Below are 24,994 nucleotides of genomic sequence, written 5' to 3'. Positions count from 1 at the left end.
TTCAGGCTAAAAACGGCCTGAAACCGTTTGCCAGCGAGCGCTGGCTGCTCACCTTTTTGCAGGCAACGGCGTGCGCCGCCGTGTTCACAGCGGGGCGCGGCCGGAGTTCTGCGCGTGGGTGCTCACGCTGGGCGGCGCATCCTGGCCCATCTGGCGCGCCCGGAACAGCGCCGCGCGCATCAGGAAAATGGTGGTGATCGGCACCGTGACGGCGATGAACACCGCGATCAGCAGCAGGTGCACGGCCAGGCCCTCGCCCTGCAGCGAGAAGTAGAGCAGGGCGCCGTACATGATGCACCAGCAGCCCATGGTGGCGATCATCGCGGGCGCGTGCACGCGCTCGAAGAAGCTGCGCAGGCGCAGCAGGCCAAACGAGCCCAGCAGCGCCACCGCCGCGCCCGCGAGCACGAGCAGCGCCACGGCAACCTGCGCCCATGCGGGCAGTGCGTCGGCGTTCATTCGATCACCTCGCCGCGCAGCAGAAACTTGGCCATGGCCGTCGAGCCGACGAAGCCGAACGCGGCAATCAGGAGCGCGGCCTCGAAATAGTCGGCGCTGCCATAGATCAGGCCCAGCACCAGCATGGCGAGCATGGCGTTGAGGTAGAGGCAGTCCAGCGCCAGCACGCGGTCCTGCGCGCTCGGGCCCTTGAGCAGGCGCAGCAGCGTGCAGGCCATGGCCAGCATCAGCATCAGCAAGGCCAGCGGCAGGGCCCACGAAAGTACCGAAGTCATTCAAAAATCTCCATGAGCGGGCGCTCGTAGCGCTGCTTGATGTCGGCGGCGATCGCCGCGGCGTCGTGCAGTTCAAGCACGTGCAGCAGCAGCACGCTGCGGTCCCGCGACAGCTCGGCCCAGGCCGTGCCCGGGGTGATGCAGACAATGCCGGCCAGCACCGCGAGCGCATTGGGGTCGCGCACGTCGAGCGGCACCTGCACGAAGCCTGCGCGGTGCTGCGCTGGCCCGGTGCGCAGCAGCAGCCGCACCACGGCGGCATTGGAGCGCAGGCTGTCCGCGGCCACCGTGAGCAGAAGGCGCAGCACCACGCCGGGGCGGCGGATGCGCACGGGCAGGGGGCGCAGGCCCGCGGTGAGCAGCGGAATGGCAACGGCCAGCACTGCGGCCAGCAGCAGGTGCCCGGCGCTGATGCTCTGGTTGAGCAGCAACCACAGCACGAACAGCGCCACCGACAGCAGGGGCGTGGGCAGCAGGCGCTTCATGGGGCTCCTCCTTCTGGTGCGGCGGCACCGGGCGCGGCGCCGGGGTCGGGCACGGGCGCGGCCGACATGACGGCGCGCACATAGGTGCCGGGCGAGTGCAGGGCGTCTGCGGTGGCCTGGGCAAAGTGCATCGCGGGCCCGGCCGCCACGGTCAGGGCCATGCACACCGCTAACAGCACGGCAATCGGCAGGCCTTCGACCACGCGCAGCTGCGGCCTGGCGCGGTCGTGCGCGGCCCAGAAATGGCGGATGCCGGAGCGCGTGAGCGCGATCAGGGCCAGCAGCCCCGAGGCGATCAGCAGGGCCAGGAAGGTCCAGCCCACCCACCCTGGATGCTGCCCTGCGGACGACGCCAGGCCCAGCGGGTTGAGCACGGCGGTGAGCATCGCGAACTTGCCCACGAAGCCCGACAGCGGCGGCAGCCCGGTGATCAGCAGCGTGCACGCCATGAACGACAGGCCCAGGAAGGCCGCCGCGGCGGGAATGGCGCGGCCGACCAGCACCTCTTCTTCGTCGTCGAGGTTGGTGCCCTGCGTGGGTACTAGTTCGGCGTTCAGGAACGGGGCCTCGTCGGCATGGGGTTCATAGGGGAACGTGCCGTCGCCGTTGTTGCGCCAGCGGTCGATCAGGTCGCTGAGCAGGAACAGCGCGCCCACGGCCAGCGTGGAGCTGGGCAGGTAGTACAGCAGCCCGGCGGTGAGCATGTTCTGCCCAAAACCGGTGGCGGCCAGCAAGGTGCCCGACGACACGATGGCGGCATAGCCCGCCAGATGGCCCAGACGCTGCGAACCCAGCATGCCGATGGCACCGAAGGCCATCGTCACCAGGCCGGCACCGATCAGCCACAGGCTGCCGAAATGGGCCGATGCCCCGGCCTCGGTGCTGAACATCAGCGTCCACAGCCGCAGGATGGCGTAGATGCCCACCTTGGTCATGATCGCAAACAGGGCCCCCACCGGGGCGGTGGCGGCGCTGTAGGCGGGCACCAGCCAGAAGTTCAGCGGCCAGACGGCCGCCTTGATCAGGAAGGCGGTCGCCAGGATCGCGGCGGCGGTGTGCAGCAGGCTGCGGTCGTCGTCCGCGATCTGGGCCACCGCCTGGGCCAGGTCGGCCATGTTCAGGGTGCCGGTCAGTCCATAGAGCATGGACACGCCGATCAGGAACAGCGACGATGCCGCGAGGTTGATGGCAATGAAGTGCAGCCCCGACTGCACCCTGGCGCGGCCCGAGCCGTGCAGCAGCAGGCCATAGGACGCGGCCAGCATGATCTCGAAGAACACGAACAGGTTGAACAGGTCGGCCGTGAGAAAAGCGCCGGCCAGGCCCATGAGCTGGAACTGGAACAGCGGGTGGTAGTGCACGCCGGCGCGGTGCCAGCGCGCGCTGGCAAACAGGACCGATGCCAGGCCGAGCACGCTGGTGAGGACCAGCATCAGCGCCGACAGCCGGTCCAGCGCCAGCACGATGCCGAACGGCGCAGGCCAGTTGCCGGGCAGGTAGATGCCCATGGTGGCGGGGGCGCCGCGTTGGTGGGTCCAGAGCAGCAGGGCCACGGCCACGCCCAGGCCGATCAGGGTCGAGCCGAGGTTCAGCGCGAGCTTGAGGCGCTGCTTCTCCTCGCGCAGCAGCAGCATCAGCGCGGCGGTGAACAGGGGCAGCACCACGGGGGCGAGCATGAGGTGCGGCATGGCTGCCGCGGTGAAATCGGTCACGAGGGCTCCCGCAGTTCTTCGGCTTCATTGCCGTCCACGTGGTCGGTGCCCGAGAGCCCGCGCGAGGCCAGCAGCACCACCAGGAACAGCGCCGTCATGGCAAAGCCGATGACGATGGCGGTGAGCACCAGTGCCTGGGGCAGCGGGTCGGCATAGTGGGCCAGGTCTTGCTCCAGGCCCGGCTGCAGCACCGGCGCCTTGCCGATCGCCAGGCCCAGGCGCCCCATGCTGAAGATGAACAGGTTGACCGCATACGACAGCAGCGCCAGGCCCATGATGACCTGGAAGGTGCGCGGGCGCAGCAGCAGCCACACTCCCGAGCCCGTCAACACGCCAATGGCCAATGCCAGCACTATTTCCATCACGCGCCCCCTTGTTCAGCAACGGCCTCTTCGGCCAGGCGCGCGTGGAAGCGGTGGCCGCGCACCGACTGGTGGGCAATCGAGGTCAGGATCACCATGGTTGCGCCCACGACAAGGCTGAACACGCCAAGGTCAAAGAACGTGGCGCTGGCCAGGTGGATTTCTCCGAGCACCGGCAGCGTGAGGTGCGCCGTGTGCGTGGTCATGAACGGATAGCCCAGCGCGATGGAGCCCAGGCCGGTGGCCAGCGCGCACAGCAGGCCCACCGCCATCCAGCGCCGCGGCGCCAGCGGCAGGTGCGCCTCGACCCACTGGGTGCCCGAGACGATGTACTGCAGCAGCAACGCAATCGAAAACACCAGCCCTGCCACGAACCCGCCGCCGGGCTGGTTGTGCCCACGCAGGAACAGGTAGATGGCGATCAGCACCGCGAACGGCAGCAGCAGGCGCACCAGCACGGCGGGCACCATGAGGTAGCCCACGGCGGTGTCCACCGCCAGGCGCGGGTTGATCAGGTCGGTAACCAGGTCGGCCGGCACCGCGCGCTGCTGCGCCGGCAGGTCCATGATCTCGGGGGCCGGGCGGAAGCGCCGCAGCAGGGCGTAGATCGTCAGCGCCACGACGCCCAGCACCACGATTTCGCCAAAGGTGTCGAAACCCCGGAAGTCGACCAGCATGACGTTGACCACGTTGGTGCCGCCGCCCTGGCTCAGCGCATGCTCCAGGAAGAAGGTCGACGTGCTTTGCGGAAACGGCCGGCTCAGCATGGCAAAAGACAGCACGGCCATGCCGCCGCCCGCGGCCAGCGACAGGACCAGGTCGCGCAGGCGGCGCCACTGGGCGCGGCGCTGTGCCGTCGGCGTGGCGGCGGCGCGCAGGTCCTCCTCGCGCTTGGGCAGCCAGCGCAGGCCCAGCAGGATCAGCACCGTGGTCACGATCTCGACCGCCAGCTGGGTCAGCGCCAGGTCGGGCGCCGAAAACCACAGGAAGGTGACGCAGGTGCACAGGCCGGCGCCGCCCATGAGCGTGAGCGCCGCGAGCCGGTGGTATTTGGCCTGCCACGCCGCCGCGACGGCGCAGGCCATGCCCACGCCCCACAGCAGCACGAAGGCCCACGACATGGGCAGCGCGGTACGGTCGCCAATGTGCAGGTCGCGCGTCCACAAAGGCAGGGCTGCCGCCAGCATCGATGCGCACACCAGCCATAGCATCTGCCACTGCAGCCGCTGGGTGCCCAGCAGGCGCCGGCCGTTGCGACCGGCCAGGCTCAGCGAGGCGAGCAGCGCCTCGAAGATCCGTTTGCCGTCAAAGCGCTGCAGCCCCGGCGCGGCGTCGATGCGGCCCATTTCGCGTTGCCAGCGCAGCAGCAGGTACAGGAGGGCACCGCCCAGCAGCGCGACCAGGCTCATCGCAAACGGGGTGTTGAAGCCGTGCCAGACCGCCAGGTCGAAGGCCGGCAGCCCGCCGCCGACGACCGGGCGTGCGGCGGCGTTGAGGAACCGCCCGACCGACCAGGCAGGGAAGATGCCCACCACGAGGCAGCCGAACACCAGCAGTTCCACCGGCACGCGCATCCAGTGCGGCGGCTCGTGCGGCTGCAGGGGCAGGTCGGTGGCAGGTGGCCCCCAGAAGACATCGATCGTGAAGCGCAGCGAATAGGCCACGCTGAACATGCCCGCCACCGTCGCCACCAGCGGCAAAGCCATGTTCAGGAAAGGACTTGCCTCGAGGAAGACGGTTTCCGCAAAGAACATTTCCTTGGAGAGAAAGCCGTTGAGCAGGGGCACGCCCGCCATGGCGGCGGCGGCCACCATGGCCAGCGTGGCGGTCACCGGCATCATGGTGCGCAGGCCAGACAGGCGGCGGATGTCGCGGGTGCCGCTTTCGTGGTCCACGATGCCCACCGCCATGAAGAGCGAGGCTTTGAACGTGGCGTGGTTCATGATGTGGAACACCGCCGCCACGGCGGCGAGCGGGCTGTTCAGGCCCAGCAGCAGGGTGATCAGGCCCAGATGCGAAATCGTCGAATAGGCCAGCAGCCCCTTGAGGTCGTGCTGGAACATGGCGACATAGCCGCCCAGCAGCAGCGTGCAGGCCCCGGCGCCGCCCACGATCCAGAACCATTCGTCCGTGCCGCTGAGCACCGGCCACAGGCGCGCCAGCAGAAACACACCGGCCTTGACCATGGTGGCCGAGTGCAGGTAAGCCGACACTGGTGTCGGCGCGGCCATCGCGTGGGGCAGCCAGAAATGGAAGGGAAATTGCGCGCTCTTGGTCAGCGCACCCAGCAGGATCAGCACCAGGGCCGTGCCGTAGAGCGCATGGCCGCGCACCTGCGCACCGGCGGCCAGCACATGGTCGAGGTCATAGCTGCCCACGATATGCCCCAGCACCAACACCCCGGCCAGCATGCACAGGCCGCCGGTGCCAGTGACCGTGAGCGCCATGCGCGCGCCGCGCCGGGCGTCCTTGCGGTGGTGCCAGTAGCCGATCAGCAGAAACGAGAACAGGCTGGTCAGCTCCCAGAACAGGGCCAGCTGGATCAGGTTGCCCGACAGCACCACGCCGACCATGGCGCCCATGAATGCCAGGAAGAACGAAAAGAACCGGGGCACCGGGTCGGCCGCCGACATGTAGTAGCGCGCATACAGCACCACCAGCGCCCCGATGCCCATGACCAGCATGCAGAACATCCAGGCGAAGCCGTCCATGCGCACCACCAGGTTCAGGCCCAGGGACGGCAGCCACGCAATCTCCTCGCGCAGCACGCCGCCGTCCGCGATCTGCGGGAAGTACAGCGCGGCCTGCCCACAGCACACGAGCGCAATCAGGCCGGCCAGGGTGGACTCGGTATTGCGGGCATTCGACGGGAGCAAGGCAGCCAGCAGGCTGCCGATGAAGGGGAGGATGACGAGTGTGGACAAAGGCATGCGCGGACAATTTTACGGGCAGGCGCCGGAGGTGCAGGCGCTTGCGGGCACCGGCTTGGCGATGGCGCCAGCGGCACGCAATAAAAAACCCGCCGAAGCGGGTTGCGTCCTGGGCCTTGGCGCTTATCTCTGTGGCGCGCTCGCCCCGCTGGCAGGTGCGGTGGCCGAAGGCCTGCCCTCTTTGGGGGCAGCGCTGGATTTTTGCGTGGCCTTGGCATCCGAGGCTGGCGTGGCAGCGGCACCGGATGTTTGCGGAGCGGCGGCTGCACCCGGGGCTGCCTTTTCGGCCGGTGCCTTCATGGGCTGGGCCTTCTTGTCTTCGGCCTTCTTGGATGGCGCGCCGCTGTAGCTGCTGCCGTTGACCGTCAGGCCTTCGGCGGAAAACCGCGCAGCCGACTTTTCGCCCACGCCATTGACGCGTCCAATGAAGTCGTTCCAGTCCTTGAAGTCGCCTTTTTTGCGTTCATCGATGATTTTGCTGGAAATGGCCGGGCCAATGCCCTTGATGCCATCGAGCTCGGCGGGAGTGGCCTTGTTGACGTCGACTGCCGCAAACGCGGCGGCGGCATACAGCATGGCGATGAGCATCAAGATTTTCTTCAGCATGGCAAATCTCCTGGGTGCGCAGCGAAGAGCCGCTGCGCCTTCCCTAACGGCCGGCTCGGGCCGGGCGTTGACCCGGCGGAGCGAACGGCCCTGGCTTCGCTATAGCTCTTCCACGCGGCGGGCAGGGTAGCTGTCCCAGGTCTGGCAGCCCGGACATTGCCAGAAGTGCTGGCGAGCTTCAAAGCCGCAAGCAGCACAGCGGTAGCGCGTCAAGGGCGAACTGGCCCGGTCGAGGGCGCGCTGGACTTGCGGGTGGAACTGCTCATGCTCGAGCGTCTCTCCGGCCAACCACTTGGCGGCGGCGACCAGCGAAGGCTCGCGTTCGAGGTGGCGCAGATACCAGTGCCGCCCTGCGGCGGATTCCTGCGCGCCGGCATTCTCGAGGGCCACGATGCCTTCGAGCACGTCCAGCGAAGGCGCGTTGTCGTAATGCTGTTGCAGCAGCGCCATCACCTGCGCCGCCATGTTGGCGGCACGCCCGGCTTCCACCAGCAACGCGGCCGCCAGGGGCAGCGCAGCGGGCGTGGCCGCGCCCATCTGCATCAGCGTGGCGACGGCTGCGCCCGGCTGCCCCCGCTGCTGCTGCAGCTTGGCCAGCTCCATGCGGGGGCGCGGTGCCTGCGGCGCCACATGGGCGGCCTGCTCCAGGCGTGCCTGGGCCGCCGGCAGGTCGCCTTGGGCCATCGAGCCCAGCGCCTGCTCGCACAGGTAGTGGGCCTGGCGGGTGCTGAAGTCTCCCTGGTGTGCAGCCTGCATTTTCTCGGTGATCGCGGCAGCGCGCGGCCAGTCGCGCGAGCGCTCGTAAATGGCCAGCAGCGCCAGGCGCGACTCGCCCTCGAAGGGCGTTCCTTCCAGCCGCGCCAGCGCATCCTCGGCGCGGTCGAGCAGCCCGGCCTTGAGAAAATCGAGCGCCAGGGCATGCTGCGCGCGCTCTCGGTCGGTGCGGCTCAGGTCTCCGCGCGACAGCAGGTGCTCATGCACGCGCACGGCGCGGTCGTACTCACCGCGGCGCCGAAACAGGTTGCCCAGCGCAAAGTGCAGCTCCGAGGTGTCCGGATCGTTCTGCACCGCTTCGATGAAGGAGTCGATCGCCTTGTCCTGCTGCTCGTTGAGCAGAAAGTTCAGTCCCTTGAAATACGCCTTGGGAACGCGCCGGTTTTCGGCGCGCAGCTGGCGCAGGTCCAGGCGCGACGCCAGCCAGCCGAGCAGGAACGCCACAGGCAGTCCCAACAAAATCCAGGTCAGGTCAAATTCCATGGGGCGGCTGCGGCTCGGCGGGAGGTGAAGGTGCGGCGGTGAGCGGGGCGGGCGTGGGCTGCAGCGTGGCGTGCGTGCGGCGCGCCGCACTGCGGTGGCGCCACCAGCGCGGCACCATACCGAGCACACCCACGGCCACGCCACAGGTGAAAGCGCTCAGCACCACCAGCACCAGCGGCGCGCGCCATTGGGTGCCAAAGAAAAAATGCACCGTGGCGTCCTGCTGGTTGTTGAGCGCGAAGGCAAACAGGGTAAAAAAAATGGCTGCCTTGAGCAGCCACAGGAGGTATTTCATGCATCCCCTTTGTGACGGGGAGATTCTAGCAACGCCATTGGCTGCCGGGCAGCGTCAAGGCTTGGTTGCAGGGCCACCCAGGCCCAGCTCGGCGGTGCGCTTGTCCACTGCTTCACGCAGGGCTTTGCCCGGTTTGAAGTGGGGTACGCGCTTGGCGGGAATGGCCACGGCCTCGCCGCTGCGCGGGTTGCGGCCCATGCGCGGAGGGCGGTGGTTGACCGAGAAACTGCCGAAGCCCCGGATCTCGATGCGGTGCCCGCGCACCAGTGCTTCACCCACGGCGTCCAGCAGGGTTTTGACGGCGTACTCGGCGTCGCGGTGCGTGAGCTGGCTGAACCGGGCGGCCAGTTCTTCGACGAGATCGGATCGGGTCATGGGCAGGGTCTCATGAAAATGGCCGGGCGGGCGCTGTGCGCACCCGACCGGCCAATGGTCAAACGGTCAAGTTTTACTTTTCCGAATTGTCCAGCTTGGCGCGCAGCAGGGCGCCCAGGCTGGTCGTGCCGGCGCTTTCGCGGCTCGACTGCTGGCTCAGGCTGGCCATGGCGCCTTGCTCGTCGGCCATGTCCTTTTGCTTGATCGACAGCTGGATGTTGCGGGTCTTGCGGTCCACGTTGACCACCACGGCCGTGACTTCGTCGCCTTCCTTGAGCACGTTGCGGGCATCTTCGACGCGGTCGCGCGAGATTTCCGAAGCGCGCAGGTAGCCCACGATGTCTTCGCCGAGGTCGATTTCAGCGCCACGGGCGTCCACGGTCTTGACCTTGCCGGTCACGATCTGGCCCTTGTCGTTCACCGTCACGAAGGTCGTGAACGGGTCGCCGTCAAGTTGCTTGATACCCAGCGAGATGCGTTCGCGGTCCACGTCCACGGCCAGCACCAGGGCTTCGACTTCCTGGCCCTTCTTGTAGTTGCGCACGGCGGCTTCGCCGGTTTCGTTCCACGACAGGTCGGACAGGTGCACCAGGCCGTCGATGCCGGCAGCCAGACCGACGAACACGCCGAAGTCGGTGATCGACTTGATCGGGCCCTTGACGCGATCGCCGCGCTTGGTGTTCTGCGCGAACTCTTGCCAGGGGTTGGCCTTGCACTGCTTCATGCCCAGGCTGATGCGGCGCTTGTCTTCGTCGATCTCGAGGACCATAACTTCGACTTCGTCGCCGAGGGTGACGAGCTTGGACGGAGCGATGTTCTTGTTCGTCCAGTCCATTTCGGACACGTGCACCAGGCCTTCAATGCCGGGCTCGAGTTCGACGAACGCGCCGTAGTCGGCGATGTTCGTGATCTTGCCGAACAGGCGCGTGCTTTGGGGGTAGCGGCGCGACACGCCCATCCATGGGTCGTCGCCCATCTGCTTGAGGCCCAGCGAGACACGGTTCTTCTCAGTGTCGAACTTGAGGATCTTGGCCATGATTTCCTGGCCAGCCGTGACCACTTCGCTCGGGTGGCGCACACGGCGCCATGCCATGTCGGTGATGTGCAACAAGCCATCGATGCCGCCCAGGTCCACGAATGCACCGTATTCGGTGATGTTCTTGACCACGCCCTGGACAATGGAGCCTTCCTTGAGGGTCTCCATCAACTTGGCGCGCTCTTCGCCCATCGAGGCTTCGACCACAGCGCGGCGGCTCAGCACCACGTTGTTGCGCTTGCGATCGAGCTTGATGACCTTGAATTCCATGGTCTTGTTTTCGTACGGCGTCAGATCCTTGATCGGACGCGTATCGATCAGCGAGCCGGGCAGGAAGGCGCGGATGCCGTTGACCAGCACCGTCAGGCCGCCCTTGACCTTGCCGCTGGTGGTGCCGGTGACGAATTCGCCGGATTCCAGGGCCTTTTCGAGGCTCATCCACGACGCCAGGCGCTTGGCCGTGTCGCGCGACAGGATGGTGTCGCCATAGCCGTTTTCGATGGAGCCGATGGCCACGGAGACAAAGTCACCCACTTGGACTTCGACTTCGCCCTTGTCGTTCTTGAACTCTTCCAACGGCACGTAGGCCTCGGACTTGAGGCCGGCGTTCACGACGACAAAGTTGTGCTCCACGCGCACGACTTCGGCGGTGATGACCTCGCCCGGACGCATTTCGGTGCGTTGCAAGGATTCTTCAAAAAGGGCGGCAAAAGATTCAGACATGTATTTCCTTGCCACGGACAGGTTTTACAGCGGCACGATTGCCGCGGTTTCAAAGGCTGCCAGTGGTGGTTTGCTGTGCGGCGGTGGCCGCGGTTACGTCATAAGAACCACACTGCTGAGCGCTGCTGCGCGGCGGGAGCGGTGTGGGCCGGCGGGACGGTCAAGCCCCTTTATCGCCCTGCGCGCCAGGCGCGAAAGGCTGTCGCTGCTGCCACAGATGGCTGACCAGCTGCACGGTCTGCTCGACCGACAGGCTGGAGCTGTCCAGTGGCACAGCATCTTGCGCCTGCTTCAAGGGCGCGGCACTGCGGGACATGTCCCGTGCATCGCGCGCCTCCAAGTCGGCGCGAAGGTCGGCTATTTTAATGGAAATCCCTTTAGAAATCAATTGTTTGTGCCGGCGCTCGGCGCGGCATTCGGCGCTGGCGGTGAGGTACACCTTGAGCGGCGCCTGCGGAAAGATCACGGTGCCCATGTCGCGCCCGTCGGCGACTAGGCCCGGCAGGCGCTGAAAGCTGTGCTGCAGGCCGACCAGTGCCTGGCGCACGGCGGGAAGGGCGGAGACGCGCGACGCATTCATGCCGGCCTCTTCGGTGCGGATGGCCGCGGTGACGTCGTCGCCGGCCAACCAGACCCGGTGGTTCTCGAAGCGCACATCGAGTGCGCCCGCCAGAGCGGCAATGGCGGATTCATGGCCGGCGTCTATCGGCAGCCCGGCCCGCACGGCGGCCAGCGCAGCGATGCGGTAGAGCGAGCCGGAGTCGAGAAAGGCATAGCCCAGCTGCTGCGCCAGGGTCTCGGCCACGGTGCCCTTGCCCGACGCGGTGGGGCCGTCGATGCATATCACCGGGATGGCGGCGGGCGGTGTGTGCACGACGGAGAACAAGGCCTCGAAATAGTCCGGAAAGGTCTTGGCGACGCACTGCGGATCTTCAATGCGCACCGGCAGCCCCGCGGGATTGAAGGCCGCCAGCGAAAAGCACATAGCGATGCGGTGGTCGTCGTAGGTGCGGATGCTGGCGGCGCGCCAGTCGGCGGGCGTGGTCGGGGGCGTGATGCGCAGGTAGTCGGCGCCTTCCTCCACGGTGGCGCCGAGCTTGCGCAGCTCGCAGGCCATGGCCGCCAGGCGGTCGGTTTCCTTGACGCGCCAGCTGGCGATGTTGCGCAGCGTGGTGGTGCCATCGGCGTACAGCGCCATCACGGCCAGCGTCATCGCGGCGTCGGGGATGTGGTTGCAGTCGAGTTCGATGGCCTTGAGCGGCCAGGCGCCGCGCGCCACCTGCAGCCAGTGGGGGCCGCCGCTGATCTGGGCGCCCATGGCGCGCGCAGCGTCGACAAAGCGGATGTCGCCCTGGATGGAATCCAGGCCCACGCCCATGATTTTGATGCCGTTTTGGCCTCCAGCGCTTTCTGCTATTGCGCCAAGTGCTATGAAATAGCTAGCTGACGAGGCGTCGGACTCGACATGGACGCTGCCGGGCGACTGGTAGCGGCTGCCGGCGGGGATGGTGAAGTGCTGCCAGTTGTCGTTGGCCACGGCAATGCCAAAGCGCGCCAGCAAATGCAGGGTGATGGCGATGTAGGGGCGCGAGATCAGCTCGCCCACGACCTCGATGACTACGTCCTGCCGCGTGGCGGCCAGTGGCAGCGCCATCAGCAGCGCCGTCAGGAACTGGCTGGAGACGTCGCCGCGCACGCGGATCGGCGCGGCCAGCGACAGCGCGGGCACACTGGCGGCCTGGGCGATGCGCAGCGGCGGATAGCCTGCGTTGCCCAGGTACTCGATCTGGCAACCCAGCTGGCGCAGTGCATCGACGAGGTCGCCGATCGGGCGCTCGTGCATGCGCGCGACGCCGCTGAGGCGGTATTCGCCGCCCAGTAGTGCCAGCGCAGCCGCGAGCGGGCGCATGGCGGTGCCGGCGTTGCCCAGGAAGAGCTCAGTGGGCGAGGTGGGCGTGCGCCCGCCCAGGCCGGTGATGCGCAGTGGTGCGCCGTCCTCCTCGACGGTGCAGCCGAGCTGGCGCAGTGCATCGAGCATCACGCGCGTGTCGTCGGAGGCCAGCAGGTCGTGCACCGTGGTGGTGCCGTGGCTGAGCGCAGCCAGCAGCAGCACGCGGTTGGAGATGCTCTTCGAGCCCGGCAGGTGGAGGCTGCCGTGCGCCGTCTGCAGCGGGGGGATGTCGAGAAAGGCGGTGCTGAACATTCAGTGGGGCTCGCTGGTGCGCTGTGCGCCCATGTGCCAGTGGGCGCGGGTTTCACTCGCCAAGGTGACCATGTCCTCGACGGCTTGCGCGTCGTTGCCGCGCATCGCCTGCTCGAACTGCTGCAAGGCCTGCTGGAAGAGGCTGGACTGGGAAAGGATGTCCTCGCGGTTGGCCAGCAGGATGTCGCGCCACATCTTCGGATCGCTGGCGGCGATGCGGGTGAAGTCGCGAAAGCCCGGGCCGGCCAGCGACAGAAAGCTGTCCGCCTGCGGCTGGCCCATGATGCCGTTGACCAGCGCGAACGCCAGCAAGTGCGGCAGGTGGCTGACGGCCGCGAAAGCCGCGTCGTGCGACTCGGGCGACATGCTGCTGACGCGGCAGCCCAGGGCCGTCCACAGCTCCTGCGCCTTGTGCAGCTGTGCGGTGAGCGTGCGTTCGGTGGGCGTCAGGATCACATGGCGGCCGCTGTAGAGAGTGGCTTCGGCGTGCTCCACCCCCGAGACTTCGCGTCCCGTGATGGGATGGGCCGGCACGAACGAGCCTACCTGGTCGCGCAGCGCGCGGCGCGCCGCCTGCACCACGTCGACCTTGGTCGAGCCCACATCCATCACCAGCATCTGCGGCGTGACCAGGTGCTTGATGGCCCGGAGCGTGGCTTCGGTGGCCGCGACCGGCACGGCCAGCAGCACGATGTCGGCGCCGGCCACGGCCAGCAGGGCCGAGGGGGCTTCCACGTCGATCACGCCCAGCTGGCGCGCGCGGTCGGTGGTGGAGGGCGACTTGCTGTAGCCGACCACGCGCTGCACCAGGCCGGCCTTTTTCATGGCCAGGGCGAACGAGCCGCCCATGAGGCCGCAGCCAATCAGTCCCAATTGTTCAAACATGCGGCGGTCCTCAGGGGGCGACCGGGTACGTGCCCAGCACCTTGTAGAAAGCGCACAGGCTGCGCAGCTCGGCCAGCGCGGCGCTGACATGGGGCTGGCTCGGGTGGCCGTCGAGGTCGATGTAGAAATAGTATTCCCACTGGCCGGTGCGCGCCGGGCGCGACTCGAAGCGCGTCATCGAGACGCCGTGCCGCTTGAGCGGCACCAGCAGGTCGTGCACTGCGCCCGGGTGGTTGGGCACCGAGACGATGAGGCTGGTGCAGTCGTGGCCCGACGGCGGCGGCGTCTGCAGCGTGTGCGGCAGGCAGATGATGGCAAAGCGGGTTCGGTTGTAGGCGTCGTCCTGGATCGCGTGGGCCACGATGTGCAGGCCGAACTGCTGGGCCGCGCGTTCGCTCGACAGGGCCGCCCAGGCCGGGTTGGTGGCCGACAGGCGGGCGCCTTCGGCATTGCTCGACACTGGGCGGCGCTCGGCGTGCGGCAGGTGCTTGGACAGCCAGGCCTGGCATTGCGCCAGCGCCTGGGGGTGCGCCAGCACGGCCTCGATGCCGTCGAGCGAGTTGGTCTGGCGCATCAGGTTGTGCCGGATCAGCAGGCTGACCTCGCCGACCACATGGGTGGGGGTGTGCAGGAACATGTCGAGCGAGCGCGTGACCACGCCCTCGGTCGAGTTCTCCACGCCGACCACGCCGTACTGCGCGCTGCCGGCTGCCGTCGCGTGGAACACCTCGTCGAAGCTGCTGCAGTACATCAGGTCGGCCGCGCCGCCGAAATATTCGACGGCGGCCTGCTCGCAGAACGTGCCCTCGGGGCCCAGGACGGCGACGCGCTGGGGCGATTCGAGCGCCAGGCAGGCCGACATGATCTCGCGCCAGATCGCCGACACATGGGCGCTCTTGAGCGGGCCGGGGTTGGCGTCCTCGATCTTCTGGATCACCTGGGCCACGCGGTCGGGGCGGAAGAAGGGCGTGCCTTCGCGCTTCTTGACTTCGCCGACGCGCTCGGCCACCAGGGCGCGCTGGTTCAGCAGGGCCAGCAGCTGCTGGTCGATGTTGTCGATCTGCACGCGCAGGCTGGCGAGGTCGGGGGAGGCTTGGGGTGTCGTCATCGGGGGCTCAGGCGTGCTGCTGCTCGAAGGCTTTCATGTACTCCACCAGCGCCTGCACGCCGGCCAGCGGCATGGCGTTGTAGAGGCTGGCGCGCATGCCGCCCACGGACTTGTGGCCCTTGAGCTGCAGCAGGCCGCGCGCGCGCGCGCCGGCCAGGAAGGCGTCGTTGCGGGTTTCGTCTTGCAGGAAAAAGGGAATGTTCATGCGCGAGCGGCAGTGGGGTGCCACCTTGTTCACATAGAACTGCGACCGGTCGATGGTGTCGTAGAGCAGCTGGGCCTTGGCCTTGTTGCGCAGCTCCATCGCGGCCACGCCGCTGGCAGCGCCCTCGCGCTGGCGCTTGAGCCACTGGAAGGTGAGGCCGGCCACGTAGATGCCCCAGGTGGGCGGCGTGTTGTACATCGAGTGGTGCTCGGCCACGATGCGGTAGTCGAACGCGCTCGGGCAGGCCGCCAGTGCGTGGCCCAGCAGGTCTTCGCGCACCACGACGATGGTCAGGCCGGCGGGCCCGATGTTCTTTTGCGCGCCGCCAAAGGCCAGCCCGACGCGCGACCAGTCGACGGGGCGCGATGCCACCTGCGACGAGAAATCGATCACCAGCGGCGCGTCGCTGCCCAGCGCCCGGAGGTCGGGCAGTTCGTGGAATTCGATGCCGTGGATGGTCTCGTTGCTGCAGATGTGCAGGTAGCTGGCGCCGCGGCTGGGCTGCCAGCGGGCCGGGTCGGGCAGGGTGGTGAAGCCGCTGTCCTCGCCCGAGGCGATGACGTTCACCTCGGCGGCGTACTTGCGCGCTTCCTTTTGCGACTTCTGGCTCCAGCTGCCGGTGACGACGAAGTCCACGGTGGCCGCGCGCGAGAGGTTCAGCGGCACGATGGCGTTTTCGGCCAGGCCGCCGCCCTGCATGAACAGGATCCTGAACTCTGCCGGCACGGCCAGCAGTTCGCGCAGGTCGGCCTCGGCCTGCTCGCAGATGGAGACGAATTCCTTGCCGCGGTGGCTCATCTCCATCACGCCCATGCCGCTGCCATGCCAGTCGAGCATTTCGGCGGCGGCCTGCTCCAGGACCTCGGCGGGGATGGCCGCCGGGCCGGCGGAGAAGTTGTAGGGGCGTTGCATGGTATTTGTGGTCAAAAGTGGCTCAAACGCTTATGCAGTAAGCGCTGATGGCTATCAAATAAATAGTGCAGGCACCCGCCCCATCCTGGGTGTGGCAGGGCGCGCGTGCGTTCAGGCGTCGGGCGTGGCGGGTGCGTCGCTGGCGGTGCCGTCGAGGTCCTGGCTGTCGTCCTCGGCTCCAGCCGCTTCGGCTGCGTCGTTCTCGACGATGCGCTGCAGGCCGCTGAGCTTGGCGCCTTCGTCCAGTGCGATCAAGGTCACGCCCTGCGTGGCACGGCCGAGCTCGCGGATCTCGCTGACGCGCGTGCGCACCAACACGCCACGGTCGGTGATTAGCATGATCTCGTCGTCGGCATGCACCAGCGTGGCGGCCACGACCTTGCCGTTGCGCTCGGACTGCTGGATGGCGATCATGCCCTTGGTGCCGCGGCCATGGCGCGTGTACTCGGTGATGCCGGTGCGCTTGCCAAAGCCGTTTTCGGTGGCGGTGAGCACGCTCTGGCTTTCGTCCTCGGCCACCAGCATGGCGATCACGCTCTGTCCTTCTTCGAGCATCATGCCGCGCACGCCGCGTGCCTGGCGGCCCAGCGGCCGCACGTCGTTCTCGTCGAAGCGCACGGCCTTGCCGCCGTCGGAGAACAGCATCACGTCGTGCTGGCCGTCGGTCAGCGCGGCGCCGATCAGGTAGTCGCCCTCGTCGAGGTTCACGGCAATGATGCCGCCCTTGCGCGGGTTGGAGAAATCATCGAGCGCGGTCTTCTTGACGGTGCCCATGCTGGTCGCCATGAAGACGTAGTGGTCGGCCGGGAAGCTGCGCATGGCGCCGGTGAGCGGCAGCACGACGTTGATCTTCTCGCCTTCCTGCAGCGGGAACATGTTCACGATCGGCCGACCACGGGAGCCGCGCGACCCTGCAGGAACTTCCCAGACCTTGAGCCAGTACAGGCGTCCGCGGTTGGAGAAGCACAGGATGTAGTCGTGTGTGTTGGCGATGAAGAGCTGGTCGATCCAGTCGTCTTCCTTGGTCGCCGTGGCCTGCTTGCCGCGCCCGCCGCGCTTTTGCGCACGGTATTCGCTCAAAGGCTGGCTCTTGATGTAGCCCGTGTGGCTCAAGGTCACCACCATGTCGGTGGGCGTGATCAGGTCCTCGGTGGACAGGTCTTGCGCGCTGTATTCGACCAGGCTGCGGCGCGCGCCGAGCTTGCTCTGGCCGAACTCCGCCTTGATCGCGGTGAGCTCTTCGCCAATGATGGTCGAGACGCGCTCGGGCGTGGCCAGGATGTCGAGCAGGTCTTCGATGACCGCCATCACGTCCTTGTATTCCGCGACGATCTTGTCCTGCTCCAGGCCGGTGAGGCGCTGCAGGCGCATCTGCAGGATCTCTTGCGCCTGGGTGTCGGAGAGGCGGTACAGGCCGTCCTGTCCCATGCCGTATTCGCGCTCCAGCCCTTCGGGGCGGTAGTCGTCGGCATTGATGGTGCCGCCGTCCGTGCGGGTGCGCGTCAGCATTTCGCGCACCAGCTTGCTGTCCCACGAGCGCGCCATGAGCTCGGTCTTGGCGACCGGCGGCGTCGGCGCGTTGCGGATGATGGCGATGAAATCATCGATGTTGGCCAGCGCCACAGCCAGGCCTTCGAGCACGTGGCCACGGTCGCGTGCCTTGCGCAGTTCGAACACGGTGCGGCGCGTGACCACTTCGCGGCGGTGCTGCAGAAAGACGCTGACCAGGTCCTTGAGGTTGCACAGGCGCGGCTGGCCATCGATCAGCGCCACCATGTTCATGCCGAAGGTATCCTGCAGCTGGGTCTGCTTGTACAGGTTGTTGAGCACCACCTCGGGCACCTCGCCGCGCTTGAGCTCGATCACCAGGCGCATGCCCGACTTGTCGGACTCGTCCTGGATGTGGCTGATGCCTTCGAGCTTCTTTTCATGCACGAGTTCGGCCATGCGCTCCTGCAGCGTCTTCTTGTTGACCTGGTAGGGCAGCTCATCCACGATGATGGCCTGGCGCTGGCCGCGGTCGATGTCCTCGAAGTGGCATTTGGCGCGCATGATCACGCGGCCACGGCCGGTGCGGTAACCATCCTTGACGCCATTGATGCCATAGATGATGCCGGCTGTGGGGAAGTCGGGCGCCGGAATGATCTCCATCAGCTCGTCGATGCCCGCCTCGGGGTGGGCCAGCAGGTGCAGGCAGGCATCGACCACCTCATTGAGGTTGTGCGGGGGAATATTGGTAGCCATTCCCACCGCAATGCCGGAAGAGCCATTGACGAGCAGGTTGGGCAGCTTGCTGGGCAGGACCAGGGGTTCCTTCTCGCTGCCGTCGTAGTTGGGGCCGAAATCGACGGTTTCCTTGTCAATATCTCCCAGCATCTCGTGGGCGATCTTGGCCAGCCGGATTTCGGTGTAACGCATGGCGGCCGCGTTGTCGCCGTCCACCGAGCCAAAGTTGCCCTGGCCATCGACCAGCATGTGGCGCAACGAGAAGTCTTGCGCCATCCGCACAATCGTGTCGTAGACCGCGCTGTCGCCGTGCGGATGGTATTTACCGATCACATCGCCGACGATACGGGCCGACTTCTTGTACGGCCGGTTCCAGTCGTTGTTGAGCTCGTGCATGGCAAACAGCACGCGCCGGTGCACGGGCTTGAGGCCATCGCGCGCATCCGGCAGCGCCCGACCCACGATCACGCTCATGGCGTAATCGAGATAACTGCGGCGCATCTCTTCTTCAAGGCTGATGGGCAGGGTTTCTTTGGCGAACTGGGTCATAGCGGTGGCGGAGGCTGCAAGGGACGTTCATTTTAGGCGCAAGCGCTTGTCGCACCTGCGCAACACATCCCGGCAATTACGCTTTTGTCCTACGGAAGGGATGCTAAAGGGCTCCTGCCGCCACTGTTACGTATGGCACAATCATTTCAACGTTTTTGGTGATGGTCACCGATGACGTCCTTATTCGCAGCGCGGCTGCGGCTTTTTCCCCAAGAGGAGAACCATGAAGAAATTGAACAAAGTGGCGATGTTGTTTGCCTCCGCAGCGCTCGCAACCGCCGCTGGCGCACAAACCATCGACAACTGGAAGAACGGCACCAACGAGCTGGTCTGGAAGAACGGCACGAACGAGCTGTGCTGGCGCGATGCCAACTGGACGCCTGCTACCGCAGCGCCTGGTTGTGATGGCGCTTTGGTCGTTCCTGTTGCCGCTGCTCCAGCCCCTGCTGCTGCACCTGCTCCCGCTCCTGCACCGGCTCCTGCTCCCGCACCGGCTCCCGCCGTCGCGACCAAGGTCACCTACGCTGCAGACGCCTTCTTCGACTTCGACAAGTCGGTTCTGAAGCCCGAAGGCAAAGCCAAGCTCGACGACCTGGTGTCCAAGGTCAAGGACGTGAACCTGGAAGTCATCATTGCCGTGGGTCATACCGACTCTATCGGTACCGATGCCTACAACCAGAAGCTGTCGGTGCGCCGTTCTGAAGCCGTGAAGGCGTACCTGGTTTCCAAGGGTATCGAAAAGAACCGCGTCTACACCGAAGGCAAGGGCGAAAAGCAGCCTGTTGCTGACAACAAGACCAAGGAAGGCCGCGCCAAGAACCGCCGCGTGGAAATCGAAGTAGTTGGCACCCGCGCTGCCAAGTAATCTTCTGATTGCCCCAAAAAAGCCCCGTTCGCGGGGCTTTTTTTATGGGGTGCCCTGTCCGCTGACTCTGGTAGAGAATCTAGTCCATGAACCACACCGTCAATGCAGATCCCTCTGAGCTGGCCAAATTTTCAGACTTGGCCCACCGCTGGTGGGATCCGGAAAGTGAATTTAGACCTTTGCACCAAATCAATCCCTTGCGTTTGGACTGGATCAATTCCATTTCTCCATTGCAAAACCAACGCGTGCTCGATGTGGGGTGTGGCGGCGGCATTCTGGCCGACTCCATGGCGCGCAAGGGTGCGCGTGTACTCGGCATCGATTTGGCGACCAAGCCTTTGCGCGTGGCCCAGCTGCATGCGCTGGAAGCGCAGACCCAAGGCGTGGAATATCGTGAAGTCAGCGTGGAATCGCTGGCCGCTGAGCAGCCTGGCAGTTTCGATGCCGTCACCTGCATGGAAATGCTCGAGCACGTGCCTGACCCGGGCTCCGTTGTCCGGGCTTGCGCGCAGTTGGTCAAGCCGGGTGGCTGGGTGTTCTTCTCGACCATCAACCGCAACGCCAAGGCCTTTGTGCTCGCCATCGTGGGTGCGGAGTACATCCTGAATATGTTGCCGCGGGGCACCCATGAGTACAGCAAATTCATACGCCCGAGCGAATTGGCGGCCGACTGCCGCTCTGCCCAGCTGGATATCCACCATACGCGTGGGCTGGAATACAACCCGATCACACGCCGCTACTGGCTCAGTGCCGACACCAGCGTGAACTATCTGCTGGCAACCCGCCGTGCGGCCTGAAAGAGGGGCCGCCATGTTCCCGAATGTGCGTGCTGTCTTGTTTGATTTGGACGGCACCTTGATAGACAGTGCGCCCGACCTGGGTGCCGCTGCCGACAAGATGCGCACCGATCGTGGCATGCCCTCCCTGCCTTTGGAGCGGTACCGGCCGATGGCGGGCGCCGGAGCGCGCGGCATGCTCGGAGAAGCGTTTGGGTTGACGCCGGAGCATCCAGATTTCGTGGCCATGCGGGAAGAGTTTTTTGCGAACTACGAAGCTCGCATGACCCAGAACACCCATGTATTCGGTGGCGTTCCTGAATTGATCCAGCAGATTTTGGCGCGCAATATCGTATGGGGTGTTGTCACCAACAAGGCGGCCCGGTTCACTGAGCCGCTGACACGGGAGATACCTTTGTTTGCGACCGCTTCTACGGTGGTGAGTGGCGACACGACACCTCACCCAAAGCCCCATCCCGCGCCGCTGTGGGAGGCTGCAGCTCGGTTGGGGTTGTCCGCTGCAGATTGCTTGTACGTGGGTGACGACGAACGCGACATTCTTGCAGGCCGAGCAGCCGGCATGGCCACGGTCGCTGCAACCTATGGATACCTCGGCGCTGAAGTGGAAGTGGGCCGGTGGCGTGCGGATGCAGAGATTAATTCTCCATTGGGGCTCTTGCAATTGCTGGGCATGGCCTAAAATACGTTCTGTAGGGGCTGCCCTGGTTTCGACGTGGGTTCGGAATCGGCGTGGTGCATGTCGAGCTTGATTGGCGCTCGTAAATCTGCATTCAAAAAACTAACTGCAAACGACGAACGTTTCGCACTCGCCGCCTAAAACCGGTGAGCCTTGCAACAGCACGCTGATGGGCTGGGCAAGGGGGCTGTAAAGCCTCCCGGCTGCAAGGTTATTTACGTCAGCTGGTTCCAGGCCGGGTACCTTGGCATGGAACGAGATTCAAGGGTACTGGCGTTCAACATAGCGTGCGACTGCGCGATGTTGAAGGCGAGACTCAAATCAGACCGCTAAACATGTAGATCTGCCCGAAGAAGGCTTGCGGACGCGGGTTCAATTCCCGCCAGCTCCACCACTATAGATAACCCCAGACATGAGCATCCCTCTGGTCTGGGGTTTTTTCTTGGCCGTTTGTGGTCTGGCGTGGCCCTGTGAAATTTGCACCGAAATCGCACCGATTCACACCACGGCCCTCAACACGGCTAGCAGTTTCTCGCGATTCTCTCGGATGGCACTTGCCATAGGTGCAAAAAACCGTCTCCACATCCTCAATCCCCAGTAGGGCGTATGAAGGACTATGGGTTGTGGCCTGCCCGGAGGGGCTCGAACCCCCGACCTATAGCTTAGAAGGCTATTGCTCTATCCAGTTGAGCTACGGGCAGATGCATAAACATTGCGTTTGATGCTATGGATTTGGTTGATCTTGCTGAAGCGTCGCGTCTTTGCCAAATCGCAATGCAGCGATCATACCTGCGCCGCCCATGGAATTTGGATTGCTCAGCGCGTATTCGCACGAGGCTCCTTCACAAGCTCCGGGATCTGGGAAACCTGTCGTCCAGGCCATCCAGATTCGGCGCAGGCGTTGGAAAAGCTGCAGCGCAGATTGCGCGCACACGCGCGGCGTCAATCGGTTTCTTCAAACACCAGAGAAGGCGTGGCCATGACCCGTGCGCTGTGTTCCAAGCGCTCGATCACGTGGTTGGCGAAGTAGCTGTTCTGTGTATCGGGCTCCAGCGCTGCCACAGCCAGATAGGCCATGGCCTGGTTGAGCGGGACGTAATAGCTGCCCGCAGGCACGTCGATGGCACTGCGCACCAGGGCCACTTGCGCGCGCACAATGTCGGCAGACTCGGTCATCGGGCCGCGCACGTCTTCGCGGACACCCCGTGCGCTGCTGGTTTCGCGGTACGTGTCGGCCAGCAGGCCACCGGGTTCGGCCACGCGCAGTACCTGCACACCCAGCAAGCGCAGGCGTTCGATGGCGGCGTCGGCGTCGGCAGACAGCCAGTAGCCGCAGGGGCGGGGGCGCGACTTGAGGTTGCGCAAGGCAAGCGATGAGTTCCAGTCCACGCGCAGCACGCGGTCGGCCCCGGTGTCCGGGTCCAGCATGGTGATGTCGCGTTGCTCGCGGGTGGGTCCGGCTTCCACCACCATCTGATCGCGGCAGGCCTGTGCGCTGGTGTCGCGCACGACAAACGAGCGCACCTGCTCCAGGTTGGCCGCTCGCTCTGCGGTGCTGCGCAGCGCACTGGTGACGGCCGTGATCTGGGTGTGCACGCGGCGCTGGATGTGCGCGCGTCCGATCCCCACGCCCCGGGTCTCCACCAGCAGGCTGACGGCGTTCTTCAGGCCATTGACATTGCGCGCGGTGTCGGGCTGGGTGCCCCCCATGGACAGGGTGAGGTCGTCGGGGCGCATGGAGGTGGTGAAATACCACTCGGTGCTGAGGTTTTGCGCCTGGAGGGCAGTCACCATGGGGGCGTGGTACCACTCCTTCGAGGCCTTGACCAGGAATTCGGGCAGGTTGGCCGTGCCGGCATATTGCAGCAGGGCGTCGTAGCGCTGCAGCGCGTGGAATTTTTCCAGATATGGCCCGGCCACGGTGAATTCGTGCGCATCGATGACCAGAATCGGGCGGTAGTCGCGCACCAGCGCCGCCAGCGCGCGGGCCTCGGGTGTGTTGAGAAGCAGGTGGTCGCGGTCCATATCCATGCCGTTGGCGGTAGCGCGCGTGCTTGCCTCGGCCCCGTCGGGATTGGCGCGCGGCACGACGATGACGTTGATGCGCTCCAGCAGGGGCTCCAGCAGGCCCTGCGCCAGTTCCTTGGCCACCACCAGCAAGGCTTCGCTTCCCGCGGGTTCGTCGCCGTGCTGCTGGCCCATCAGCAGCACGGTGGGGCGCTGGTTGGCGCTCAACTGGTCGGGGCTGGTGCCGCCAGCGTGCGTCAACACCATCGCGTGAATGGGGTTACCGCGCTGCGAGGGGCCCAGTGCCAGCAGTGCCGTGCGCGTTCCGGTCGATGCGGACCCCGAGGCGATGCGCTGCAGCCACTGTCCGATTTCTGCATTGGTCGTGAAGGCACGCCGCTCCGGTGCCAAGCCCGGCGTGTCGTAGCGGATGCCGGGATCGGGGAAGCGGGCGGCGACGGCAGGGCCATAGGGCGCGCTCTCTTGCGCGGCGGTGTCGACAGACGCCTGCGGCAGCGTCGTGACAACCGGCGCCGTGACGACGCCCGGGCGGGGCTGTTCTGCGGCTGGCCCAGGGGCCGTGGGGGCGCGCGGAGCCTGCACCACGGTCGCTGCCGGCGTGGCAGGCCACGGAGGCAGCGGCGTGCTGGCGCAGGCGGCGAGCAGGGCGGCTGCCAATGCCGCTGGCACCGGCCAGCGGCGATGCGGAGCCCGAGGCGACTCGGGAGCTGGGGCAAGCGGTGATGCGCCGAGGTGCGAGAGCAGGGTCATAGAGACGATCAGCCAGTGGAAACCGAGGGCTGCCATTGGGACGTGGCAGGTGTTGGCCCGATATTACCCGGCTGCCGCCTCTGCGCGCAGCATGCCATGTCGGGCGCGCCGGCGCGTGGCGACCCGGTCTGGTAGAGGAGACTCAATGCGCGTGGTGTGCCCTATATTCAAAATACAGATTAATTAACAAAAATATATTCTTTTGAGTTTTAAGCCGCGCTGTCCACAATCCCCTGTATCTATGGCTTCACTGGACGGCTTTCTCCCATGACAACCCTGAAAATCAAGTCTCTCCTGGCCACGGTGGCCCTGGCTGCCAGTGCGGTGGCGTCGGCCCAGACCACGACGCTGCTCAACGTGTCGTACGACGTGGCGCGCGAGTTCTACAAGGACTACAACGCCGCTTTCGTGGCCCACTACAAGAAGACCACAGGCAAGGACATCAAGATCGACCAGGCGCATGGCGGCTCCAGCGCCCAGGCGCGCGCCGTGAACGACGGGCTGGCGGCCGACGTGGTGACTTTCAACACCACCACCGACATTGAGTTCCTTGCCGGGAATGGCGTGGTGGCCAAGGATTGGGCCAAGAAGTTTCCCTACGATGCTTCGCCCACCACCTCGACCATGCTGTTTCTGGTGCGCAATGGCAACCCGAAGAAGATCAAGGACTGGGACGATCTGGTCAAGCCCGGCGTGCAGGTCATCGTCGTCAACCCCAAGACCGGCGGCAATGGCCGCTATGCCTACCTAGCTGCCTGGGGCGCGGTGCGCGAAAAGGGTGGCACCGACGCGCAGGCGGCCGAGTTCGTGGGCAAGCTCTACAAGAACGTACCGGTGCTGGCCAAGGGCGGGCGCGATGCCACGGCAACGTTCCTGCAGCGCAACATCGGCGATGTGCTGATCACGTTCGAGTCCGAGGTGGTGTCGATCAACCGCGAGTTCGGCGTCGGCAAGGTGGAGGCGGTGTACCCGTCGGTCAGCGTCACGGCCGAGAACCCCGTCGCCGTGGTCGAGCGCACCGTGGCCAAGAAGGGCACGGCCGATCAGGCCAAGGCCTATCTCGACTACCTCTATTCGGAAGAAGGCCAGGAAATCGCCGCCAAGCACGCCATCCGGCCGCGTTCGGAGGCGGTGCTGAAAAAGCACTCCGACCTGTTCAAGCCCATCAAGCAGTTCACCGTGGCCAAGTACTTCGGCTCGCTCGGTGAAGCGCAGAAAGTGCACTTCAACGACGGCGGCCAGTTCGACAAGCTCTACACCCCGGGTGCCAAGTAA

The 24,994-nt window shown here is 65.8% G+C and carries 21 protein-coding genes, 1 tRNA gene and 1 other RNA gene; 5 read left to right on the top strand and 18 right to left on the bottom strand.

The features are described 5' to 3' along the window. Positions 1–84 precede the first annotated feature (84 nt). From mnhG to gyrA, 16 genes are all read right to left on the bottom strand, one after another. Positions 85–459, bottom strand: a complete 375-nt coding sequence (gene mnhG / locus B2J86_RS02230; RefSeq protein ID WP_169168348.1) for a monovalent cation/H(+) antiporter subunit G — start codon at positions 457–459, stop codon at positions 85–87. Further along, complete coding sequence (locus B2J86_RS02225; protein ID WP_169168347.1) at positions 456–734, bottom strand: K+/H+ antiporter subunit F; 279 nt, start codon at positions 732–734, stop codon at positions 456–458. Before B2J86_RS02225 ends, mnhG begins: the two co-directional genes overlap by 4 nt. Further along, positions 731–1,219: a Na+/H+ antiporter subunit E gene (locus tag B2J86_RS02220; RefSeq protein WP_169168346.1), complete on the bottom strand. Its 489-nt coding sequence runs from the start codon at positions 1,217–1,219 to the stop codon at positions 731–733. Before B2J86_RS02220 ends, B2J86_RS02225 begins: the two co-directional genes overlap by 4 nt. Then, positions 1,216–2,907 carry a monovalent cation/H+ antiporter subunit D gene (locus B2J86_RS02215; protein WP_169168412.1) on the bottom strand — a complete coding sequence of 564 codons (1,692 nt, stop codon included), beginning with the start codon at positions 2,905–2,907 and terminating at the stop codon, positions 1,216–1,218. The genes B2J86_RS02220 and B2J86_RS02215 overlap by 4 nt, the downstream gene beginning before the upstream one ends. 20 nt (positions 2,908–2,927) lie before the next feature. Next, entirely contained in the window at positions 2,928–3,293 is a 366-nt protein-coding gene (locus B2J86_RS02210; RefSeq protein ID WP_169168345.1) for a Na+/H+ antiporter subunit C, read from the bottom strand. Continuing rightward, positions 3,293–6,223, bottom strand: a complete 2,931-nt coding sequence (locus tag B2J86_RS02205) for a monovalent cation/H+ antiporter subunit A (protein ID WP_169633195.1) — start codon at positions 6,221–6,223, stop codon at positions 3,293–3,295. The genes B2J86_RS02210 and B2J86_RS02205 overlap by 1 nt, the downstream gene beginning before the upstream one ends. 123 nt (positions 6,224–6,346) lie before the next feature. Continuing rightward, positions 6,347–6,829 (bottom strand): helix-hairpin-helix domain-containing protein, encoded by a 483-nt coding sequence (locus B2J86_RS02200; protein WP_169168343.1) that lies wholly within the window; start codon positions 6,827–6,829, stop codon positions 6,347–6,349. Between the two features lie 99 nt (positions 6,830–6,928). Further along, positions 6,929–8,086, bottom strand: a complete 1,158-nt coding sequence (gene lapB, locus B2J86_RS02195; RefSeq protein ID WP_169633196.1) for a lipopolysaccharide assembly protein LapB — start codon at positions 8,084–8,086, stop codon at positions 6,929–6,931. Continuing rightward, positions 8,076–8,381, bottom strand: coding sequence for a lipopolysaccharide assembly LapA domain-containing protein (locus tag B2J86_RS02190; RefSeq protein WP_169633197.1), 306 nt, complete (start codon positions 8,379–8,381; stop codon positions 8,076–8,078). Before B2J86_RS02190 ends, lapB begins: the two co-directional genes overlap by 11 nt. 54 nt (positions 8,382–8,435) lie before the next feature. After that, positions 8,436–8,756 (bottom strand): integration host factor subunit beta, encoded by a 321-nt coding sequence (locus B2J86_RS02185; RefSeq protein WP_169633198.1) that lies wholly within the window; start codon positions 8,754–8,756, stop codon positions 8,436–8,438. A gap of 73 nt (positions 8,757–8,829) precedes the next feature. Then, entirely contained in the window at positions 8,830–10,515 is a 1,686-nt protein-coding gene (gene rpsA, locus B2J86_RS02180; protein WP_169168339.1) for a 30S ribosomal protein S1, read from the bottom strand. A gap of 160 nt (positions 10,516–10,675) precedes the next feature. After that, the gene (locus tag B2J86_RS02175) at positions 10,676–12,718 is read right to left on the bottom strand and encodes a bifunctional 3-phosphoshikimate 1-carboxyvinyltransferase/cytidylate kinase (protein WP_173024628.1); all 2,043 of its coding nucleotides are present in this window, start codon (positions 12,716–12,718) and stop codon (positions 10,676–10,678) included. Next, the gene (locus B2J86_RS02170; RefSeq protein ID WP_173024627.1) at positions 12,719–13,603 is read right to left on the bottom strand and encodes a prephenate dehydrogenase/arogenate dehydrogenase family protein; all 885 of its coding nucleotides are present in this window, start codon (positions 13,601–13,603) and stop codon (positions 12,719–12,721) included. Positions 13,604–13,613: 10 nt separating this feature from the next. Further along, complete coding sequence (pheA, locus tag B2J86_RS02165; RefSeq protein ID WP_169168336.1) at positions 13,614–14,711, bottom strand: prephenate dehydratase; 1,098 nt, start codon at positions 14,709–14,711, stop codon at positions 13,614–13,616. Between the two features lie 7 nt (positions 14,712–14,718). Beyond that, positions 14,719–15,828, bottom strand: coding sequence for a 3-phosphoserine/phosphohydroxythreonine transaminase (gene serC, locus B2J86_RS02160; protein WP_173024626.1), 1,110 nt, complete (start codon positions 15,826–15,828; stop codon positions 14,719–14,721). A 111-nt stretch (positions 15,829–15,939) separates the two neighbouring features. Further along, positions 15,940–18,603, bottom strand: coding sequence for a DNA gyrase subunit A (gene gyrA / locus B2J86_RS02155; RefSeq protein ID WP_169633200.1), 2,664 nt, complete (start codon positions 18,601–18,603; stop codon positions 15,940–15,942). Positions 18,604–18,826: 223 nt separating this feature from the next. Here gyrA and ompA point away from each other — a divergent pair, with 223 nt between their 5' ends. The 4 genes from ompA (at position 18,827) to ssrA (ending at position 21,335) form a co-directional block, all read left to right on the top strand. Continuing rightward, positions 18,827–19,468, top strand: a complete 642-nt coding sequence (ompA, locus tag B2J86_RS02150; RefSeq protein WP_169168333.1) for an outer membrane protein OmpA — start codon at positions 18,827–18,829, stop codon at positions 19,466–19,468. Between the two features lie 86 nt (positions 19,469–19,554). Further along, the gene (gene ubiG, locus B2J86_RS02145; RefSeq protein ID WP_169168332.1) at positions 19,555–20,265 is read left to right on the top strand and encodes a bifunctional 2-polyprenyl-6-hydroxyphenol methylase/3-demethylubiquinol 3-O-methyltransferase UbiG; all 711 of its coding nucleotides are present in this window, start codon (positions 19,555–19,557) and stop codon (positions 20,263–20,265) included. 13 nt (positions 20,266–20,278) lie between these two features. Beyond that, complete coding sequence (locus tag B2J86_RS02140) at positions 20,279–20,944, top strand: HAD-IA family hydrolase (protein ID WP_173024625.1); 666 nt, start codon at positions 20,279–20,281, stop codon at positions 20,942–20,944. Between the two features lie 13 nt (positions 20,945–20,957). After that, positions 20,958–21,335, top strand: a transfer-messenger RNA (tmRNA) gene (ssrA, locus tag B2J86_RS02135). A gap of 230 nt (positions 21,336–21,565) precedes the next feature. Here the strand turns inward: ssrA and B2J86_RS02130 are convergent. Beyond that, positions 21,566–21,642, bottom strand: a tRNA-Arg gene (locus tag B2J86_RS02130). 241 nt (positions 21,643–21,883) lie between these two features. After that, positions 21,884–23,719 carry a M14 family metallopeptidase gene (locus tag B2J86_RS02125; RefSeq protein WP_173024699.1) on the bottom strand — a complete coding sequence of 612 codons (1,836 nt, stop codon included), beginning with the start codon at positions 23,717–23,719 and terminating at the stop codon, positions 21,884–21,886. 267 nt (positions 23,720–23,986) lie between these two features. Between B2J86_RS02125 and B2J86_RS02120 the strand changes: the two genes are divergently transcribed. After that, positions 23,987–24,994 carry a sulfate ABC transporter substrate-binding protein gene (locus B2J86_RS02120; protein ID WP_173024624.1) on the top strand — a complete coding sequence of 336 codons (1,008 nt, stop codon included), beginning with the start codon at positions 23,987–23,989 and terminating at the stop codon, positions 24,992–24,994.

It is taken from the genome of Acidovorax sp. SRB_14 (genome assembly GCF_012932145.1).
Lineage (GTDB): Bacteria > Pseudomonadota > Gammaproteobacteria > Burkholderiales > Burkholderiaceae_C > Simplicispira.
Note: the sequence above shows the minus strand (reverse complement) of the source record. Positions and strands in the feature narration are given on the sequence as shown.